Annotated in this window: 18 protein-coding genes; 12 read left to right on the forward strand and 6 right to left on the reverse strand. The window is 32.6% G+C overall.

Annotated elements, in window-relative coordinates; translation table 11 throughout:
* The first annotated feature begins 246 nt into the window (after window positions 1–246).
* The 11 genes from GQR98_RS00185 (at window position 247) to GQR98_RS00235 (ending at window position 14770) form a co-directional block, all read left to right on the forward strand.
* Complete coding sequence (locus GQR98_RS00185) at window positions 247–825, forward strand: non-canonical purine NTP diphosphatase (RefSeq protein WP_159017728.1); 579 nt, start codon at window positions 247–249, stop codon at window positions 823–825.
* 66 nt (window positions 826–891) lie between these two features.
* Window positions 892–3117 (forward strand): RelA/SpoT family protein, encoded by a 2226-nt coding sequence (locus GQR98_RS00190; RefSeq protein WP_159017729.1) that lies wholly within the window; start codon window positions 892–894, stop codon window positions 3115–3117.
* 26 nt (window positions 3118–3143) lie between these two features.
* Window positions 3144–3611 carry a Fur family transcriptional regulator gene (locus tag GQR98_RS00195; protein WP_042502895.1) on the forward strand — a complete coding sequence of 156 codons (468 nt, stop codon included), beginning with the start codon at window positions 3144–3146 and terminating at the stop codon, window positions 3609–3611.
* Between the two features lie 11 nt (window positions 3612–3622).
* Entirely contained in the window at window positions 3623–4900 is a 1278-nt protein-coding gene (locus GQR98_RS00200) for an adenylosuccinate synthase (protein ID WP_159017730.1), read from the forward strand.
* A gap of 128 nt (window positions 4901–5028) precedes the next feature.
* Window positions 5029–7188 carry an OstA-like protein gene (locus GQR98_RS00205; protein ID WP_159017731.1) on the forward strand — a complete coding sequence of 720 codons (2160 nt, stop codon included), beginning with the start codon at window positions 5029–5031 and terminating at the stop codon, window positions 7186–7188.
* A gap of 8 nt (window positions 7189–7196) precedes the next feature.
* On the forward strand, window positions 7197–8381 hold the full coding sequence (locus tag GQR98_RS00210) for an aspartate aminotransferase family protein (protein ID WP_159017732.1): 1185 nt from the start codon (window positions 7197–7199) through the stop codon (window positions 8379–8381).
* A 147-nt stretch (window positions 8382–8528) separates the two neighbouring features.
* Window positions 8529–9920: a tetratricopeptide repeat protein gene (locus GQR98_RS00215; protein WP_159017733.1), complete on the forward strand. Its 1392-nt coding sequence runs from the start codon at window positions 8529–8531 to the stop codon at window positions 9918–9920.
* Between the two features lie 69 nt (window positions 9921–9989).
* On the forward strand, window positions 9990–10910 hold the full coding sequence (locus tag GQR98_RS00220; RefSeq protein WP_159017734.1) for a DUF368 domain-containing protein: 921 nt from the start codon (window positions 9990–9992) through the stop codon (window positions 10908–10910).
* A complete protein-coding gene (locus tag GQR98_RS00225; RefSeq protein WP_159017735.1) occupies window positions 10910–11929 on the forward strand; it encodes a DUF368 domain-containing protein in 1020 nt (339 codons plus the stop codon). The genes GQR98_RS00220 and GQR98_RS00225 overlap by 1 nt, the downstream gene beginning before the upstream one ends.
* Window positions 11930–11945: 16 nt before the next feature.
* On the forward strand, window positions 11946–12683 hold the full coding sequence (locus GQR98_RS00230) for a shikimate dehydrogenase family protein (RefSeq protein ID WP_159017736.1): 738 nt from the start codon (window positions 11946–11948) through the stop codon (window positions 12681–12683).
* A gap of 89 nt (window positions 12684–12772) precedes the next feature.
* Window positions 12773–14770, forward strand: coding sequence for a DUF349 domain-containing protein (locus tag GQR98_RS00235; RefSeq protein ID WP_159017737.1), 1998 nt, complete (start codon window positions 12773–12775; stop codon window positions 14768–14770).
* Window positions 14771–14868: 98 nt separating this feature from the next.
* Here GQR98_RS00235 and GQR98_RS00240 read toward each other — a convergent pair whose 3' ends face one another.
* From GQR98_RS00240 to mazG, 6 genes are all read right to left on the reverse strand, one after another.
* Entirely contained in the window at window positions 14869–16068 is a 1200-nt protein-coding gene (locus GQR98_RS00240; RefSeq protein WP_159017738.1) for a glutamate-5-semialdehyde dehydrogenase, read from the reverse strand.
* Between the two features lie 15 nt (window positions 16069–16083).
* On the reverse strand, window positions 16084–16854 hold the full coding sequence (gene proB, locus GQR98_RS00245; RefSeq protein WP_159017739.1) for a glutamate 5-kinase: 771 nt from the start codon (window positions 16852–16854) through the stop codon (window positions 16084–16086).
* A gap of 1 nt (window position 16855) precedes the next feature.
* The gene (gene proC / locus GQR98_RS00250; protein WP_159017740.1) at window positions 16856–17662 is read right to left on the reverse strand and encodes a pyrroline-5-carboxylate reductase; all 807 of its coding nucleotides are present in this window, start codon (window positions 17660–17662) and stop codon (window positions 16856–16858) included.
* Between the two features lie 35 nt (window positions 17663–17697).
* Window positions 17698–17889, reverse strand: a complete 192-nt coding sequence (locus GQR98_RS00255; protein WP_042501061.1) for a hypothetical protein — start codon at window positions 17887–17889, stop codon at window positions 17698–17700.
* 26 nt (window positions 17890–17915) lie between these two features.
* Complete coding sequence (locus GQR98_RS00260; RefSeq protein WP_159017741.1) at window positions 17916–18353, reverse strand: GNAT family N-acetyltransferase; 438 nt, start codon at window positions 18351–18353, stop codon at window positions 17916–17918.
* Window positions 18354–18678: 325 nt separating this feature from the next.
* Window positions 18679–19452 (reverse strand): nucleoside triphosphate pyrophosphohydrolase, encoded by a 774-nt coding sequence (gene mazG / locus GQR98_RS00265; protein ID WP_159017742.1) that lies wholly within the window; start codon window positions 19450–19452, stop codon window positions 18679–18681.
* A gap of 331 nt (window positions 19453–19783) precedes the next feature.
* Here mazG and GQR98_RS00270 point away from each other — a divergent pair, with 331 nt between their 5' ends.
* Window positions 19784–20278 (forward strand): hypothetical protein, encoded by a 495-nt coding sequence (locus tag GQR98_RS00270; protein ID WP_159017743.1) that lies wholly within the window; start codon window positions 19784–19786, stop codon window positions 20276–20278.
* Window positions 20279–20430 lie beyond the last annotated feature (152 nt).

Consider the following 20430-nt stretch of genomic DNA (forward strand, 5'->3'; position numbering starts at 1 on the left):
GACTTTACTTAAACAAAAATTATTTTTATTTTAATTCTAATATTTAAAAATAGAATGCTATTATTACACTTAGCCCACAATTGGAATAAGAAAAACACGAAACAGAGGGATATGTATTATTATTCGGGGCTACAAATATTAACAAAACTATGCCAAAATATGAAATTATATATAATTACGTACGTTTTTTTTTCAATAAGTTAAATCAAATAAGACTTTTACAGTCATAAAAACCCCACATTACGAATGAGACTAGTTTTTGCTACAAATAATATGAATAAAATAAAAGAAGTACAATCTTTAATTCCGAGTGAAATTGAACTTCTTAGTTTAAAAGATATTGGCTGCTTTGAAGATGTACCCGAAACTCAAAATACAATTGAAGGTAATGCCAAGCAAAAAGCCGAATACATAAAAACAAATTATAATTACGATTGCTTTGCTGATGATACAGGCTTAGAAGTTAATGTATTAAACGGTGAACCAGGAGTTTACTCGGCACGTTACGCAGGAGAACAGCGTAATGCAGAAGACAATACCAACAAGCTTTTAACAGAATTACACAATAAAACCGATAGATCTGCCCAATTTAAAACCGTAATTGCATTACACCTAAACGGAGAGCTACATACATTTACAGGTATTTGTAAAGGTGAAATTACTACCGAAAAACATGGTGAAAAAGGTTTTGGTTACGATCCCGTTTTTAAACCTAACAACTACAACAATACCTTTGCGGAAATGGACTTAAGTTTAAAAAACAGTATTGGTCATCGAGGCAAAGCTGTTACGGAGTTAGTCGAGTTTTTAAATGAAAAAAATTAAGCATAACGCATCAAAAAAAAATCTTTTTGAGGTTGGCTATTAAAATTGTTTTATTACATTTAGTCTATGACAGAGGAATACTTAGAAAAAGAGAATGCGGCCATAAAAAAAGCGTATAAAGAACTGCTGAAGGTTAGTTATACTACGCTTTCTGATGATGATAAAAAACTAATTCGTAGGGCTTTTGAAGTTGCCGTAGACGGACATAAAGACCAACGCCGTAAATCTGGAGAAGCCTATATTTTCCATCCCATTGCTGTGGCTAAAATTGTAGCTCAGGAAATTGGTTTGGACGGCACCTCTATTGCTGCTGCTTTGTTGCATGATGTTGTTGAAGATAGCCCTGATTACACCATAGAAGATATTGAAAAACAATTTGGAAAAACCATTGCAACCATTGTTGCTGGATTAACTAAAATTTCTTCTTTAAGTAAAGATCAAGATATGGATGTTTCGCTTCAGGCGGAAAACTTTCGTAAAATGTTATTGACCTTAAATGATGATGTTCGCGTTATTATTATAAAAATTGCAGATAGGTTGCACAACATGCAAACCATGGATTCCATGCGGCCTGATAAGCAAATTAAAATAGCCTCGGAAACGCTTTATATTTATGCGCCTTTAGCACACCGTATTGGACTTTATAACATAAAAACCGATCTAGAAGATTTAGGTTTAAAATATCTTGAACCAGTAGATTACAACGATATTTTAAACAAAACTAAGGAAAGCAAAAAAGATCAAGACCTTTATATAGAACAATTTAGTGAAGTTATAAAACACTCATTAGATAAAGAAAAACTAAACTATACTATAAAAGGACGACCAAAGTCTATTTTTTCTATTAGGAAGAAGATGATTAACCAAGGTGTATCTTTCGATGAAGTTTACGATAAGTTTGCGATTAGAATTATATATAAATGTGATGCCGATCCGCAGAACGAAAAGTTCCTTGCTTGGAAAATATATTCTATAGTTACCGATCACTTTAGGCCAAACCCTATACGTCTTCGCGATTGGATATCTTCTCCTAAAAGTACAGGTTACGAAGCGCTTCACATTACAGTAATGGGGCCAAAAGGCCGCTGGGTAGAAGTACAAATACGTAGTGAGCGTATGAATGAAATAGCCGAAAAAGGTTATGCAGCACACTATAAATATAAACAAGGAAGCGAAAAAGAAGATAACTTAGAAAGTTGGATAAATAGATTGCAAGAAGCTTTAGAAAATCCGCATACCAATGCTGTAGATTTTGTAGAGCAATTCAAACTAAACTTATATTCAAAAGAAATATTTGTCTTCACTCCTAAAGGTGATTTAAAATCGTTACCAAAAGGAGCCACAACTCTCGATTTTGCTTTTAGCATACATACCGAAGTTGGTATGAAAACGCGAGGCGCCAAAGTTAACGGCAAACTCGTACCGCTTAGTTACGAGCTAAAAAGTGGAGACCAAGTAGATATTTTAACTTCAGAAAATGCAAAACCTAATCCAAACTGGTTAGATTATTCTACCACAGCACGCTCACGAAGTAAAATTAAATCGGCATTAAAAGAAGATAGAAAACTTGTAGGTGAAGATGGTAAAGAGATTTTACGCAGAAAATTAAAGCAGCTTAAAATTAACCTTAATGAAGCTTCTGTTAACGAAATGGTTAACTATTTTAAGCTTAAAACAAGTTTAGATTTATTTTACAGAGTTGGTCTTGGTACTATAGATAACACAATGCTTAAGGCATATGCGGCATCAAGAAGTAATGCTTTAATGAGCTTTCTGAAAAGTAAAATAACTCGTAAAGCTAATATTAACACCGACGAATTAGAAAAAGATGAAATTACAGCAAAATACGATGCTGTTGTTTTTAATAAAGAAGAAGAAAAGCTAGATTATAAGTTAGCAACCTGCTGCCACCCGATACCAGGTGATGATGTTTTTGGATTTTTAACCGTTTCCGATGGTTTAAAAGTTCATAAAATGAATTGCCCCAATGCATTGAGTTTACAATCTAATTACGCCTACCGGATCATGCCTGCCAAATGGATCGATTCTTCTCAACAAGAATTCTTGGCACATATTTCTTTAACCGGAATTGATCATATTGGGTTAGTTAATGATATTACCACCATAATTTCTGAGAACATGAGTGTTAATATGAAAAGTATTAGTTTTCAAAGTGACGACGGGCTTTTCTCAGGAAAAATTGATGTTGTAGTGAAGAATAAAACCCTTTTGAAAAAACTTTTAGACCGTCTTAAAAAAATTAATGGTATAGATAAGGTTACTAGAGTGTAAAAAAAGTGTAAATTTGCGATGAAATTATGGATACAAAAGTAGATACAAAAAATCAAGACATAGTTAAAAGCGTTTTTACAAGCTTTTTAGAGAATAAGGGACACCGTAAAACCCCCGAACGCTATGCTATACTTCAAGAAATTTATAATAACAACGAACATTTCGATATAGAATCTCTATATCTTAATATGAAAAATAAAAAGTATCGTGTTTCGAGAGCTACACTTTACAATACTATAGAACTACTTCTAGAGTGCGGTTTGGTTAGAAAACACCAATTTGGCCAAAATCAAGCACATTACGAAAAATCTTATTTTGACAGGCAACACGACCATGTTATCTTAACAGATACAGGAGAAGTTATCGAGTTTTGCGACCCTCGAATTCAATCTATTAAAAAAACTATCGAAGAAGTTTTCGATATTGAGATAAATAATCATTCACTCTATTTCTACGGGAAAAAAAAATCTCCCGATAGCAAAAAGGACAACTAACTAATTTTACAATGGCAGTAGATTTACTACTTGGATTACAATGGGGAGACGAAGGCAAAGGGAAAATTGTTGACGTACTAACCTCTAACTACAACATTATCGCACGTTTTCAAGGTGGACCAAACGCAGGACACACTTTGGTTTTCAACGGAAAAAAACACGTTTTACACACTATTCCGTCAGGTATTTTTCATGATGACGCTACCAATTTAGTTGGAAACGGTGTTGTTATAGACCCTGTAATTTTTAAAGGTGAACTTGACAAACTTGAAGCACAAGGCGTAGATTACAGAAAATCGCTAGTTATTTCAAGAAAAGCACACATTATTTTACCAACACATAGATTACTAGATGCAGCTAGCGAAACCTCTAAAGGAAAAGCTAAAATTGGATCTACATTAAAAGGTATTGGCCCAACTTACATGGACAAAACTGGTAGAAATGGTTTACGTGTTGGCGATTTAGAATTAAGCGATTGGAAAGAAAAATATAGAGCTTTAGCTAATAAGCATCAGTCTATGATTTCTTTTTACAACGTTGAAATTGAATACGATTTAGCCGAACTTGAAAAAGAATTTTTTGAAGCTGTTGAAGTTTTAAAATCTCTTAAGTTTATAGATTCTGAAGAATATGTTTACCAAGCACAAAAAGCAGGTAAAACTATTTTAGCTGAAGGCGCACAAGGGTCTTTATTAGATATTGACTTTGGAACATATCCATTTGTAACATCTAGTAACACGACTGCAGCCGGTGCTTGTACTGGTTTAGGTGTTGCTCCAGGACAAATTGGTGAGGTATTCGGGATTTTCAAAGCTTACACAACACGTGTTGGTTCTGGCCCATTCCCTACTGAATTATTTGACGAAGATGGTTCTCAAATGGCCAAAATTGGTAACGAATTTGGTGCAACTACAGGTCGTCCACGTCGTTGTGGATGGTTAGATTTAATTGCACTTAAATATGCTTGCCAAGTAAATGGTGTTACGCAATTAATGATGATGAAAGGTGATGTACTTTCTGGTTTCAAAACCTTAAAAGTATGTACAGCTTACAAATATAAAGGAGAAGTTATCGAGCATTTCCCTTACAACATAGAACCAGAAAATGTAGAACCAGTTTATACAGATTTTAGCGGTTGGGAAGAAGATTTAACAGAAATGTCTGAAGCATCTCAACTTCCAAAAGCTTTAAACGAATATATTGAATTTTTAGAAAAAGAATTAGAAATTCCTATTACTATAGTTTCTGTTGGACCAGATAGAAAACAAACAATTTTTAGAAATAAATAAAAATATTTCAAAATAATATTTAAGACCTGATGTGTTTCTCAAAACTGTCAGGTCTTTTTTATTAAAAAAAACATAACACATAATTAAACATCATTATTATCGTTATTTTTGCCACAAACATTTTCATTTTGATAAGAACAAAATTTATATACACTTTCATCATTTTCTTTCTTGGAATTTCGACAATTATAACCGCACAAGACAAAAAGAAAATAAGCATTGAATATGCTGGACGATTAAATGTAGATGAAGAAAATTATCCCGGAGCAAAAGTACTAACACGTAACAGTATGCAACAGGTACATATTGCCCATGCAGGTAGTAATATGTGGTGCGATAAAGCGATTTACTACAGTGGTGAGAATTTTGTTGAGGCCTATGGAAATGTTATTGTAAAACAAGGAGACACCATTACAATGACCTCTAAATATGTCGAGTATAGTGGCTCCTCACAACTCGCATTTGCTAGTGGTGAAGTTGTTTTAAAAAGTCCTAATTCAACTATTTCTTCAGATACATTATATTTTGATAGAGTAAAACAGCAATCCTTTTATAAAAGCGGTGGTAATGTCGTAAAAGATTCTTCAGGTACTATTACAAGTAAAATTGGTCGTTATTACATGAAAGACAAAAAATTTCAATTTGTTGACGATGTTGTTTTAACAGGTGACGGCACTGTTGTAAATTCAAATTATTTCGATTTTTATGAAGATACGGGGCTTGCTTATTTATTCGGCCCATCAACCATAACAACAGAAGATAGCAAAACCTATTGCGAGAAGGGTTTTTATGATACAAAAAACAAAACTGGGTATGCACTGAAAGATTCTAAGATATATTATGATGATCGTATTATCGAAGGTGATAGTCTATATTTTGATAACACAAAAAGTTTTGCTTCTGCAACCAACAATATTAAAATTACTGATACTATAAATAAGAGTATTGTAACGGGGCATTACGCCGAAGTTTTTAGAGCTAAAGATTCACTTTTTATAACTAAACGTGCTTTAGTCACCACAGTTCAAGAAAAAGATTCTGTATACCTTCATGCTGATAAAATAATGGTTACCGGTAAACCGGAAAATAGGATTACTCGAGCCTATTACAATGCTAAACTCTTCAAGACAGACATTAGTGCCAAAGCCGATTCTATTCACGCTAATCAAAATACAGGTATTACCGAATTAATAAATCTAGACCGCTTTGCTCCTACCGATGCTTTTTCAACAAAGCGACGCCCTATCCTTTGGAATAACGCAAACCAAATGACGGGAGATACTATTCATTTAATCTCTAATTCAAAAACAGAAAAATTAGATTCACTTCGTGTGTTTAATAACGCTTTTATAATTAGTAAAGACACTATTAGTGAAAATGGATATAATCAAATTTTTGGAATAACCTTAGTTGGTTTATTCAATGATGCCAATGAATTAAGAGAAGTGAACATTAATAAAAATGCAGAATCTATATTCTATACACGTGATGAAAATCAAGAATTAATAGGTATCGACAAAGCTAAATCTGGTAGTATAAAGATGTTATTTGCCAATAGTGACATTGAAGAGTATACGCGATTAAATACTGTTGATGGCACACTATTCCCTGAAAAAGATTATCAAGAAAAAGATAAATTCCTAAAAGGTTTTGATTGGAGGGAAGATGAGCGCCCTCTAAGTGTTGACGATTTATTTAAAGAAGACAAGCCTTTTAAATTAACTGTTATTAAAGGCTTGGAAGATTATGTGCCACAAGAGAACTTTTTTGATGAGGAGTTATTGGAGCGGATAAATCAAGAAAATAGAAACAATAAAATAAAAAGAACCATACTAAACATATCGAAATCTGATAATGGTTTTAAAAACCTACTTAAATTTGAAAACACCTTTACAAATGCCATTTGGAGAAAAAGAGCTTTAAAAATTAAAAATACAGATGAATTATCGCCGGATAAACGTAATAACACAATATTAATTAAAGGTACTAATGCAGGTACCCCAGATGGCTATCTTATTCAATCTATCAATAATACTTCTGGTACTTTCAAATTTTCCGTTTGGCTCAAAGGCGTAGGAAAAATACTTGTATCACTTCAAGAGCAAGGAGGTAACTATACCAAATACAAAACATTATCCATAAATTTAACAAACGAATGGAATCAATATGAAGTAACAGGGACAAAAGAAAATGATGGAAATAAACTTAGATGTGCCATATATAATATTCATGTAAACGAAGCATTCAATATTTGGCAGGCTTCATTAATTGAAATTAAACAGAAATAGTATACTGCATGAAACCAGACTTCCTCCTACACCAAGCCCAAACATCACCTCATCCATTGTCAATGGAAATTTCTCATGCCAATGGATCATATATTTATGATACAAACAATAAAGCTTATCTCGATTTTGTTGCAGGTGTTTCAGCATGTCCATTAGGTCATCAACATCCTAAAGTTAATTCTGCCATAAAAAACCAACTCGATCAATATTCACATGTTATGGTTTATGGTGAATACATACAAAAACCTGCAGTAGAGCTCACTAAACTTTTAGCAAAACATTTACCAACATCATTACAATCCACATATTTAACTAATTCAGGAACTGAAGCTATAGAAGGCGCACTAAAGTTAGCAAAACGTGCTACTGGGAGAAGTGAAATGATAGCAGCAAATCACGCATACCACGGTAACACCATGGGAGCTTTGAGCGTAATGGGCTATGAAGAAAGAAAACAAGCCTTCAGACCATTACTTCCTGATGTTAAATTTATAGAATTTAATAACGGGGATGATCTCACCAAAATAACAACAAAAACTGCTTGTGTTATTTTAGAAACTATACAAGGTGGAGCTGGCTTTATAGAACCGAGAAACCAATATTTAGAAAAAGTAAGAAAACAATGTGATGCCGTTGGAGCTCTTTTAATTCTAGATGAAATTCAACCAGGTATTGGAAGAACAGGTAAACTTTTTGGGTTTGAACATTACAATTGTATTCCTGATATTTTAGTTACCGGCAAAGGGCTTGGAGGCGGTATGCCTATTGGTGCATTTACAGCATCTCTTGAATTGATGAATCTTTTACAAGATAACCCCAAGCTTGGTCATATTACTACTTTTGGAGGCCATCCCGTAATTGCCGCCTCTGCATTAGCAACTCTAACTGAAATTACTGAAAGTAATTTGATAGAACAAACCCTTCAAAAAGAACAACTCTTTAGAAAACTATTAGTTCACCCTTTAATAAAAGAAATTCGTGGTAGAGGTTTAATGTTAGCCATAATAACACCTTCTGCAGATATAACAAATGCACTAATTTTAAAATGTCAAGATGCCGGATTAATACTATTTTGGCTACTTTTTGAGCCAAAAGCAGTTAGAATTACTCCTCCATTAACTATTTCTAACATCGAAATTAAGGAAGGTTGTTCTAAAATATTGAATATTTTAGATAAAATAAAAAACACATAAAACACTAAATAACAGGTTTTTATGTTTTTATTTTTCAAAATAAAATAAAAATGTTCATTACTTTGTTAAAAACATTTACCTCAGTTTTGGTGTAAACCATAAATAGAATACTAACTTTAATAAAGTAGAAAACATACAAAAGTGCTTATGGAGTACGGTCACGACCACAATAATAGCTTACCTCTAACTAAATTTGAATCGATGCTTAAAACAAATCATGTTTTATTTTTCGATTCAGAAGAGTTCGAAAATATCATTCACCATTATCTTAACTTAGGAAAAATTGCTTTAGCGAAAAAAGCAATTAAGCTAGGTTTGGACCAGCACCCTACATCCATCAATTTAAAATTATTTAGAGTTGAAGTTTTCGTTTTTGAAGACAAACTTGAAGAAGCCGATCTTTTATTAGATCAGCTTTATAGTCTTGATCCACAAAACGAAGAAATATACATTCAAAAAGCCAATATTTTTTCTAAAAAAGATAATCACGAAAAAGCAATAGAGGTCTTAAAACAAGCTCTAAAATTAGCTGACGATGTAGTTGATCTATACTCGTTAATAGGAATGGAATACTTGTTTTTGGATAAATTTGAAGAGGCAAAAATTAATTTCATGAAATGCTTAGAAAGTGATATTGAAGACTATTCATCACTTTACAATATTATATATTGCTTCGAATATTTAAATCAAAATGAAGAGGCTATCACTTACTTAAACACCTTTTTAGATAAAAACCCGTATTGCGAAGTCGCATGGCACCAATTAGGTATTCAATATTTTGCACTAAAAAAACTAAAAAAAGCATTAGCAGCATTTGATTTTGCAATTATTTCCGACGATACTTTTATTGGAGCATACATTGAACGTGGTAAAGTATTAGAAAAACTAGGACGATACGAAGATGCCATCGAAAATTACTCAATCACTTTAAAATTAGATGACCCTACATCTTTCGCTCTCTTACATATTGGTAACTGCTACGAGAAGCTTAAAAAAGATGATTTAGCACTCCAATATTATGATAGAACCGTACATGAAGACCCTTTATTAGATAAAGGCTGGATTGCTATTACAAAGTTTTATAATAAACGAAAAAACTATCAACGTGCTCTTTATTTTATAAATAAAGCCATCAATATTGATTCGGAGAACGTGATGTATTGGAAACTTTATGCACAAATAAACCAACGTTTAAATTTTTATGAAGAAGCAGAACGTGGTTACAAAAAAACGCTAGAGCTTGGTAATTACGAACTAAACACTTGGTTAACCCGAGGCGATTTACTTATTAAATTAGGTGAAACAGAAGCAGCTATTGATAATTTTGAACAAGCTGTAGAGTTTTACTCAGATAGCGCAGAATTAGAGTACCGCTTAGCTGGATTGTATTTAGCACTTCACGAAACGGATAAAGGGACATTTCATTTAAAGAATGCTATAAATATCAATGAAGAATATAGCTTTATTATTGAAGAACTTTTTCCTGAAATCTACAAGAAAGTTGCAGTACAAAGCTTACTAAAACAAAATTCGAAGTAAGTTTTATATTCTGTATAAACGTTTTCATTAAAATACATACCTTTGGTTTTTTACGTAAAAAATCAAAACATGCAAAGACAATTAAAAGACTATTTAATTATTTCGCTTAAAGGCCTTGCTATGGGAGCAGCCGATGCCGTTCCAGGCGTTTCAGGTGGTACTATTGCTTTTATTTCAGGTATTTACGAAGAATTAATAAATTCCATAAGCAATATAAATGCCGATTTGATTAAGTCACTTTTCACTAAAGGTATAAAGCCTTTTTGGCAACAACTAAACGGTAATTTTTTAATAGCGCTATTAGCTGGTATTATGGTCAGTTTCGTATCTGTAATGCGCTTAGCAAAATACTTATTAGAAAATCATCCTGTGCTTATTTGGTCTTTCTTTTTCGGCCTTATTGTGGCGAGTATTTTTTTTGTTGGAAAACAAATTCAAAAATGGAGCTTAGCCGTAATAATTAGTTTAGTTGTTGGTGCGTTTATAGCCTTTTACATTACAACACTTCCTGCTTCATCTAATAATGAAAACCCTTGGTTTCTATTTATCGCCGGAGCTATCGCCATTTGCGCTATGATTTTACCAGGAATTTCTGGAGCATTCATTTTAATAATTTTAGGCGCATACAAAGCTTTAAGTGATGCTTTCCATGATTTTGATATCAAGAAAATATTAATTTTTGCAAGTGGAGCTCTTGTTGGTCTTTTAAGTTTTAGTCATTTATTAAAATGGTTGTTCAAACATTATCATAACATCACCTTAGCAGTACTTACAGGTTTTATTTTTGGATCTCTAAACAAAGTTTGGCCTTGGAAAAAAACATTAACATGGCACACTAATTCTGAAGGAATTAAATCTGCCGTTTTACAAGAAAGTGTTTCACCTTTTTCTTTCGATGGAAATAACCAATTACTTTTTGCTATTATCTTAATGATTCTAGGATTTTTAACTATTTTTATTCTTGAAAAAGTGGGCAATAAAAAACAATAATGGAAAGCACCAGAACACTTACCGATAAAATTTTTCTAATCCTAAAAGGATTAGGGATGGGTGCTGCCAATAAGGTACCCGGAATTTCTGGTGGTGTTGTCGCTTTTGTTGCTGGTTTTTATGAAGAATTTATTTACTCCTTAAAAAAAGTAAATGGAAAAGCTTTTAAACTCTTAATTAATGGGCGCTTTAAAAGCTTCTATAATTACATAAATGGGCGTTTTTTAAGTTTGCTTTTCTTTGGGATGATTGTTAGCTATTTTAGTATTTCCAAAATCCTGGATTATCTTATAAAACAATATGAACTCTTTGTTTGGAGTGTGTTCTTCGGAATGATAATTGGCTCAATTTACTATATAAATAAAGATTTTAAAGACCGTAATTATCAAACCTATCTATCACTAGCTATTGGTATTTTACTAGGTGTTGGTATTAGCTTTTTAAATCCTGCTAAGGAAAACGATAATCTTTGGTTTGTATTTTTCTGTGGCATTATAAGTGTTTCAGGCATGACCTTACCTGGGTTTTCAGGTTCATTTATTCTCATTTTACTTGGTAACTATGTACTCCTTTTAGTCGATTCTGTAAATGCCCTTTACGATACTTTTTCCGAAATAATTAGAAGTGATTTTGGTTTTACCACAAATCCGGAACGTTTAAGAATGCTACAAGTACTCGCTGTCTTTACTTTAGGCTCAGTAGCAGGTTTAGTAACTTTTTCGCATTTATTAAGCTATATTTTAAAACGTTACAAAAGCATTACCACTTCATCAATATTAGGTTTCATTATAGGTTCTTTAGGCGTTGTTTGGCCTTGGAAAAAAACAATCTACAAACTAGATCAAAATGGTGGTTTTCTATTCGATTCTACAGGATCTAAAGTGGTTCATAATTATCAACGCTTTTTCCCTGAATTAAACACCGATACTTATTTAGCTATTGGCTTTATATTACTAGGCATAGCATTTGTTTTAGGCTTAGAGTGGTACGGACAAAAAACAAGACATATACAAGAATAATATAAAAAATTATCAAGTGAAAAAATTAGGACTTTTAGGCAAAGATATATCATATTCATTTTCAAGAAATTATTTCAAAAACAAATTTGAAAATGAAAAAATAACAGATACGAGCTACGAAAATTTCGATTTAGAAAACATAGATTTATTTCCTTCAATTATAAAAAACACAGAAAACATAAAGGGTTTAAACGTGACTATTCCTTATAAAGAAGCGGTTATGCCTTTTCTTGATAAAATAAATAAAAAAGCGAAAGCTATTGGAGCGGTTAACACCATAAAAATTACAAAAAAAGGGAAACTTGTTGGCTATAATACAGACTGTTATGGTTTTAAAAACACACTTAAACCTTTCGTAAAACCATATCATAAAAAAGCTTTAATTCTAGGTACAGGTGGTGCAAGTAAAGCAGTCGCTTTCAGTTTAAAAGAATTAGGAATAGATTATAAATATGTTTCTAGAAAACACTCTAAAGGAGTAACTTTTACTTATGAAGATTTAACAGAAACCATTGTAGCAGAACACGAAGTGATTGTAAACTGTACGCCATTAGGGACATTTCCGAACATTGAAGTTTGCGCAAATATTCCATACAACGGTATAACGAATAAACATATTCTATTCGATTTAATATACAATCCAGATCAAACTAAATTCCTGAAACAAGGTAAGGATAATGGCGCAACAACTATTAACGGATTAAATATGCTTAAATTACAAGCAGAAAAATCGTGGGCCATTTGGGATTTATAAAAAATATCCACACCTAAGCCTTTGTTAATAATAGACTTGTTAGTATCTTTAAAGTCTATAGTAAAAACTACGAACCTAAACATTTTATAATGTCTGACTTAAATAACCCTAACGCAGAAAACGCAGATCATGCTAATCCTGTAAAAAGTGAATCTATTACACCAGAAACAACGGCTCCTGAAGCTATAACTCCTGATGATTCACAAACTTCTGAAACACCAATTACTGAAGTACAAACAGAAGATACTGTAGCCGCTACACCTGCCCCTGTAAAAGGAGACAGTGAAGATGATGAAGTTCTAAATGAAATTGAAGAATCTAACGCAGAAGATGCCGAAGATGAAGGAAACAAAGATAGACACACCATTGAAGTTAAGGAATACGATAGCATGTCGCTTGAAGCTTTAGCCATTGAGTTAGAAAAACTTGTTCAAGGACAAAAAGTACAGGCTATAAAATCTCATGTAGATGGTATTAATGCCGAGTTTAAAACAAAGCACCAAGCCTTAGTTGAAGAGAAAAAAGAAGAGTTTTTAAATGAAGGAGGAAATGAAATTGATTTCTACTACGCCTCTCCTATTGAAAAACGATACAAGGCAGCTTACAAAGAATACCGAAATAAACTTAACGATCACTACAAAAGTTTAGAGAAAAACTTAAAGCAAAACTTAACCGATAAGCTAGAAATAATTGAAGAGCTTAAAGGTTTAATTAATGTTGAAGAGAATATAAATACAACTTACAAACACTTTAAAGAATTACAAGAACGTTGGAGAACAACCGGACCAATTCCGAGAGATAAATACAATAACGCTTGGAATAGCTACCACCACCATGTGGAGTTATTTTACGATTTTTTACACCTTAACAGAGATTTACGCGATTTAGATTTTAAGCATAATTTAGAAAAGAAATTATTAATTATTGAGCGCGCTGAAGAGTTAGCGCAAGATGATAATGTAATGCGATCGTTTAGAGAACTTCAAGAATTACACAAAATGTGGAAAGAAGAGCTCGGCCCTGTTGGTAAAGAACATCGTGAAGAAATTTGGGATCGTTTTAAAGCTGCAACAAAAATTATAAACGATAAACGCCAAGTTTATTACAAAGAAATTGATAAGGTTTACGATAAAAACCTAGAAACTAAATTAGAAATAATTGCTAATATAGAATTTGTTGCTGCACAACCTGCAGGCTCGCATAGTGAATGGCAAAAGCGTATTAAAATTATTGAGGATTTAAGAAACCAATTTTTTAATGCCGGAAAAGTACCTTTAAAAGTTAACGAAGATACTTGGGCTAAGTTTAAAGATGCTGTTAGAACTTTTAACAGAAACAAAAACGCTTATTACAAAGATTTAAAAAAGGAGCAATATACTAATTTACAGAAAAAATTAGAGTTAATAAAAATTGCTGAAGACAACAAAGAAAGCGAAGATACTGCGGTAACGACGCCTTTAATGAAAAAAATTCAGAACGATTGGAAAAAAATTGGGCATGTTCCAAGAAAAGACAGCGACAAAATTTGGAAACAATTTAAAGCTGCCTGTAATCACTATTTCGATAAAGTACATGCGAAAAGAAATGCAGTAAGTCAAGAACACGTTGATGCTTTCAATAAAAAATCTGAATTACTAGAAACTCTTAAAGCTGTGACTCCTACAGATGATAAAGACAAGGATGTGGAAATCATTAAAGGACATATTAATACTTGGAAAGATTTAGGACGTGTGCCAAACGACAAACGTTTTATTGAAGATAAATTCCAAAAAACCATTGACGATTTATTATCTAGTTTAAAAATGGATAAAACAGAAATCGAAATGATTAAGTACGAGAACAAACTTGATAGCTTAACATCTTCTGATGGTGATACAAGAAATTTAGATAACGAACGCTTATTTATCCGTAAGAAAATGGATGAAGTAAAAGCGCAAATTAATCAGTTAGAAAATAATTTACAGTTTTTCACGAATGTAGATGAAGATAACCCGTTGGTTAAAGATGTGCACAACAACATTAAAGGCCACAAAGATTCTCTTGTTCTTTTAAAAGAAAAACTAAGAAAAATAAAAGAGCGTTATTAATTTGTAACACTTGTTTATTACAATAGAAAAAAGGCAGCTTAGAAAAATTCTAAGCTGCCTTTTTAGTTTCATGTCGTGTTTTCTAAAACACTAAAATATTAAACACGAACATGGCCGTCTCCAAAAACATAATATTTATTGGTAACGAGTTCTTTTAAACCTAATGGTCCGCGATGGTGTAATTTATCTGTACTTATAGCAAGCTCTGCTCCTACACCTATTTGTCCGCCATCGGTAAAACGTGTTGATGCGTTTTGATATACCACAGCACAATCTACTTGTTCCATGAATTTCTTAGCAATATCTGTATTAGTCGTCATGACTGTAGCAGAATGTCCACCAGAATATTCGTTTATCTTTTCTATAGCATCAAAAACAGAATTTACTGTGCCAATACAACATTTCATTTCAAGAAATTCTTGATACCAAATAGAATCATCTGTTATAAGTTTTTCATCACTTAAAATAGATTTTGTTTCTTCATCAACTAAAACCTCTACACCACTGTCTTTTAAAATTTCATTTAAATTTAAAATTCTACCGGCATAATCAGGAAGTTTTTTACTGACTAAAATTTTATCTAAAGCATTACATGCCGAAATTTTTTGAGTTTTAGCATTTAAAATCACTTCTATCGTTTGTTTCCAATCGGCAGCCTCATCAATGTATAAAAAGTTATTACCACGTCCGCTTACTAAAACAGCGCACTTAGCATGCTCTTTTACAAACTTTATAAGTTGCTCGCCACCTCTAGGTACAATTAAATCGAGTTGCTCGGTAGGGTTTCTTAAAAAGGCCTGAGTTTCCGTTCTATTCATGGTTAACATTTGAATATAATCGGTGCTCAGATTATGCTCTTCTAATGCCATATGCCAAAGTTTTACAATGGCGGTATTACTATGTACAGCTTCTTTACCTCCTTTAAGCAGTATTTTATTATTAGCTTTAAAAGCAAGCACTGTAGCCTCTACAGTTACATCTGGTCTAGATTCATAAATAATCATAATAGTTCCAAATGGTGCTGTTTTATTCACAACATCCAAACCGTTATCAAACTGTTTTCTGCTAATTATTTTATTCACGGGATCCTCTTGCTCACGCACCACCTGTATTGCGGTAATCATACCATCGACCTTATCTTTATTCAGAATTAAGCGATCGTACATGGCTTGATCTTCTTGATTAAAAGCCGCTATATCTTTTTTGTTTGCATTTAATAAAGTATCATCATGTTCCTTTAAAAGAACCTCCATACTTTGTAAAACACTATTTTTTATTTCTTCTGATAATAATTCCATTTTCTCTCTTTTTTTTTAAAGTGACACCTTAGTTCCTACAGCTTTTCCGTCTATAATATCGATAATAGTGTTATCACTTTTTCCATTAGCAATAAAAGTTGGAATGTTGTTGGCTGCAGTTTGTTGCGCATAATCTAATTTAGATCCCATACCACCACGGCCTTCTCCTTCACCTTTATTATTGTCCTGAATATATTTATTAAGATCGTCTCCCGGATCTACATTTCTTATTAAATCACTGCTTTCCGCTTCTGGATGTCCTGTATACAGACCATCTATATCTGTTAGAATAATAAGCTTATCTGCATTAATTAGCTGAGCAATTAAACTCGCTAACTCATCATTATCGGAAAACATAGACATGGTTACCGATACGGCATCATCTTCATTAGCAATAGGAATAACGCCTTCTGAAAGCAAACCTTCACAACAGTTAATCATATTTTGCCTGTGTACTCCTGGGCTAAAATCTCGCTTTGTAGGTAGTACTTGCGCACACTTCATTCCATAATCATGAAAAATATCATAATAAAGACGCATCATTCTTGGTTGCCCAATGGACGAATATACTTGGCGTCGTACTGTTTTATCTTTGATTTTAGATTTCCCTAAAACCTCTTTTCCTGCAATGGCAGAACCAGAGGAGACTAATATCGTCATGATATCACGCTCGTAAAGCTCTGCTATTTGTTTCACCAATCGTCTTAAAACTGGTCTTACAATTCTATTATCTTTGTTGGTCATTACATTAGTACCAACCTTAATCACTATTCTTTGTTTACACATTTTAGTGTTCTTTTCCCATTTCTACTGCACGACTAAATGCAGCAAAAGCGGCTTCTTTAATTAATTCATTAACATTATTATCTTCCATAGAATCTAGTGCGGCACGTGTAGTTCCACCTTTAGAAGCTACTCGATCCATCCATGAATTTGGAGATAGATTAGACTGATTAAAAAGCTCTACAGCTCCTGTAAAAGTTTGACTTACCAATACCGTAGAGTCGTTTTTAGAAAACCCCATTTGTAAGGCCGCTTCCATCATACTTTGCATAAAATAGAATACATAAGCTGGTCCACTTCCCGAAATACCTGTAGAGGCATCTATAAAGTTTTCGTTAGAAACTCGCATTGATTTACCTGTGGTATCCAATAAACTTTCTACCGTTAGCATTTCTATTCTAGAAATTTCTGGTGATGTTACGTAAGATGTTAAACCTTTACCTATTTGTGCTGGTAAATTAGGCATAGCACGTACTACTTTATCTAAACCTGTTAGTTCTTTTATGGAAGCTATAGTTACACCTGCCATAATAGAAACAATAATTTGTTGTAGGTTTACCAATTTGTTGATGGCTTTAAAAACGCCTTCTGCATGGTATGGTTTTACTGCAATAAAAATGATATCTGCTTTTGGCACGCAGTCTTCAAGCTCTTTAAATGCATCAAAATGTGATATTTGGTTTAGCTCCTCCAATTTCTCTTCAGATTTGTCCAAAACCATAATATTTCTCTTTTTTAGCAGTCTAGATTTAGACATGCCTTGTGCATAAGTAAGCCCCATGTTTCCTGCTCCAATTACCAGTACTTTCATTTAATATATATTTAAATTAATTATTAAAAATTCGGTTAAACAAAAAGAATACAATCTTTGTAATCTTTGACTTCACCGTAATATGTTTCACGATATTTATGAAGCGTTTTTATAGGTAAACCAAACAAGTATTTTCTAATGTGTGTTACTTTACTTGTAAGTTCGCCCATTTTTACGCTATGTATTTTCTCGTAAGATGTTTTTCTCTTTATTTGTATAATCTTCATGTTCTGTGTGTGTTTTTTTAAATGGATTATCGAACTAATCTCATTTCTATATTTCTTGCTTTAAACCCTTGTTTTTCGAATAATTCTATAACCGGGTTGTCTTTATTTACGTGTATAGCGATATCGCCATCACAATATTTTATGGTATGTTCTATTAACTTCTGAGCAATCCCTCTACCTCTATATTCGGTTTTAACAGCCATATATACCAATATGTTTTCTGCTAAATACTCGTTCATACCTGTTCTATTAACAACTATGGCTCCTAAAATTTCTTGTTTATTTTCCATAATAAAAACATAACCGCCAAGTCCTGGAACTTCTTTTGCAGCATACATAATCGATTTTTGAATGGCGCTTTTAGTGTCTGTAAACTCACCAGAATGCTCATGCAAAAACTTGGAAATACGTGATATATCATTAATTGATAACCTAGAAAAGGCATCAAAAGTTGTAATAGTCATTAAATGATTATTATTTGTGGTTACACCTAAATTTAGGTAAACAGAAAAAATAAGGTAAACGCAAAAAACTATTCACTTATAAACTAATAAGTAAATAATTAACGTTTAAAAATTGAGTAAGGAGATTGGCTGGATACTAGAATGCAGGAGGGATGAATTTATCCGACTGATTTCTAAAAACTAGAAAGTTGAAGTTAAAGATTCTGATATTTCTTTGCTCATGTATGCCTTTTACCATGGTGCGAATTTAAAAAAAATGAACCCCAATAGCAAATTAACCATGTTAAGATAAATACAATTCGTAAAAAACGCTTGTTTTATAATATTATAGTTTTTTGGCTTCTTCCCAAAATACATCCATTTCGGCAAGCGTCATGTCTCTCAATGGTTTATTTAAACCTTTAGCTTTCTCTTCTAGATATTGAAAGCGTTTGGTGAATTTTTTATTGGTGCGTTCTAGAGCATTTTCTGGATTAATATTTTTAAATCGGGCATAGTTTACTAGCGAAAACAAAACATCGCCAAATTCACTTTCCATGGAGTCTTGGTCGTTAGCTTCAACTTCTACTTTAAACTCATTAATCTCCTCTTCTACTTTTTCCCAAACCTGAGAAGGCTCTTCCCAATCGAAACCTACACCAGCCACTTTTTCTTGAATTCGTCCTGCTTTTACAAGTGCAGGTAAACTTTTTGGCACACCTTCTAAAACACTAGATTTTCCTTCTTTAAGCTTTAAGTTTTCCCAATTTCTTTTTACATCTTCTTCATTTTCAACTTTTACATCACTATAAATATGTGGATGCCTATGTATTAGTTTTTCGCAGATAGAATTGCAAACATCGGCTATATCAAAATCTTTGGTTTCGCTACCTATTTTGGCATAGAATACAATATGTAAAAATACATCGCCTAATTCCTTTTTTACTTCTTCCAAATCTTTATCCAAAATAGCATCACCCAACTCATACGTTTCCTCTATGGTTAAGTGCCGAAGCGTTTCCATGGTTTGCTTTTTATCCCACGGGCATTGCTCACGAAGCTCGTCCATAATAGTTAATAATCTATCGAATGCTTTTAGTTGATTTGCTCTAGAATTCATGGAAAATTGGAATTGTATTCTTTTTTGTAAAAATACAGTTTCTACTATTTATAATTTTAGTTTATAGGAAGAAAATAATGCTGTGCTATTTAATTACAACATAAGAATCATCTCCTAATGTATGTTATTATATGCTTACTGATATATAACTGATTTCTCTAAAACAGCTAAATCTATTTGCCTTTAAGTTGAAACTTCTCTCTACTATTTTCAAAACCTAGACGAACAACATTACTGTAGTAAAAAACCTCTTCAAATATCAGAATTTTATTTATTTTTTTTTTATTTTCATAAAATATTTCTCCTGAAAGCTAACCAAAACCAAATTATCATGAGTAAATTACATTTGACACTCAATTTGTTACTATTATTATTTTACACACTATCGTCAGCCCAAGTAGGAATTGGCACCACTAGCCCCGAAGCTATGCTAGATGTAAATGGTACATTTAAAGTAAGAAGTACTGTTAACGAAAACGATATAGAAGTTATACAAGATTCTATTTTAGTTATTTCTAAATCAGGCATTGTTAACACGGTACTTGCTAACGATATTATAGATGTTGCATTACCAACAATAGTTAAGGCTTCATTTTCTAGTGGAGGCCCACAAACATTATCCCTTACTCTTGGAAGCTCTAAAATAATATTTGATAGTGAAGAAGTAGACAATAACGATGAATTCGATTTAACTACAAATACATTTACAGCTAAGCAAGATGGTATTTACACTATAAGCGGACAAATAAAAATTAGCACTACAATAAGTGTTAGCACAAACTTTGGACTAAGCATTGAAAAAAATGGAGTTTTAATTGCTGAATAAAATTATCTTAGCGCAGTAATTTCAATATTAAATATATCTTCTCCTTATAGGCGAATTTCAACCACCGTAGATTTAGCAAAAGATGATACTATTACATTTGCAGTTACCTCCGGTTTATTAAATGTTGACATTTTAGGAGATAAAAAAGACAG

The organism is Algibacter sp. L3A6, assembly GCF_009796825.1.
Lineage (GTDB): Bacteria > Bacteroidota > Bacteroidia > Flavobacteriales > Flavobacteriaceae > Algibacter.

Coding starts and splice junctions, on each gene's coding strand:
- proC (WP_159017740.1), bottom strand. CDS start 17,662: ATGAAAGTACTGGTAATTGGAGCAGGAAACATGGGGCTTACTTATGCA.
- mazG (WP_159017742.1), bottom strand. CDS start 19,452: ATGAATTCTAGAGCAAATCAACTAAAAGCATTCGATAGATTATTAACT.
- GQR98_RS00270 (WP_159017743.1), top strand. CDS start 19,784: ATGAGTAAATTACATTTGACACTCAATTTGTTACTATTATTATTTTAC.
- GQR98_RS00185 (WP_159017728.1), top strand. CDS start 247: ATGAGACTAGTTTTTGCTACAAATAATATGAATAAAATAAAAGAAGTA.
- GQR98_RS00215 (WP_159017733.1), top strand. CDS start 8,529: ATGGAGTACGGTCACGACCACAATAATAGCTTACCTCTAACTAAATTT.
- GQR98_RS00260 (WP_159017741.1), bottom strand. CDS start 18,353: ATGACTATTACAACTTTTGATGCCTTTTCTAGGTTATCAATTAATGAT.
- GQR98_RS00235 (WP_159017737.1), top strand. CDS start 12,773: ATGTCTGACTTAAATAACCCTAACGCAGAAAACGCAGATCATGCTAAT.
- GQR98_RS00210 (WP_159017732.1), top strand. CDS start 7,197: ATGAAACCAGACTTCCTCCTACACCAAGCCCAAACATCACCTCATCCA.
- GQR98_RS00255 (WP_042501061.1), bottom strand. CDS start 17,889: ATGAAGATTATACAAATAAAGAGAAAAACATCTTACGAGAAAATACAT.
- proB (WP_159017739.1), bottom strand. CDS start 16,854: ATGTGTAAACAAAGAATAGTGATTAAGGTTGGTACTAATGTAATGACC.
- GQR98_RS00200 (WP_159017730.1), top strand. CDS start 3,623: ATGGCAGTAGATTTACTACTTGGATTACAATGGGGAGACGAAGGCAAA.
- GQR98_RS00195 (WP_042502895.1), top strand. CDS start 3,144: ATGGATACAAAAGTAGATACAAAAAATCAAGACATAGTTAAAAGCGTT.
- GQR98_RS00240 (WP_159017738.1), bottom strand. CDS start 16,068: ATGGAATTATTATCAGAAGAAATAAAAAATAGTGTTTTACAAAGTATG.
- GQR98_RS00220 (WP_159017734.1), top strand. CDS start 9,990: ATGCAAAGACAATTAAAAGACTATTTAATTATTTCGCTTAAAGGCCTT.
- GQR98_RS00225 (WP_159017735.1), top strand. CDS start 10,910: ATGGAAAGCACCAGAACACTTACCGATAAAATTTTTCTAATCCTAAAA.
- GQR98_RS00190 (WP_159017729.1), top strand. CDS start 892: ATGACAGAGGAATACTTAGAAAAAGAGAATGCGGCCATAAAAAAAGCG.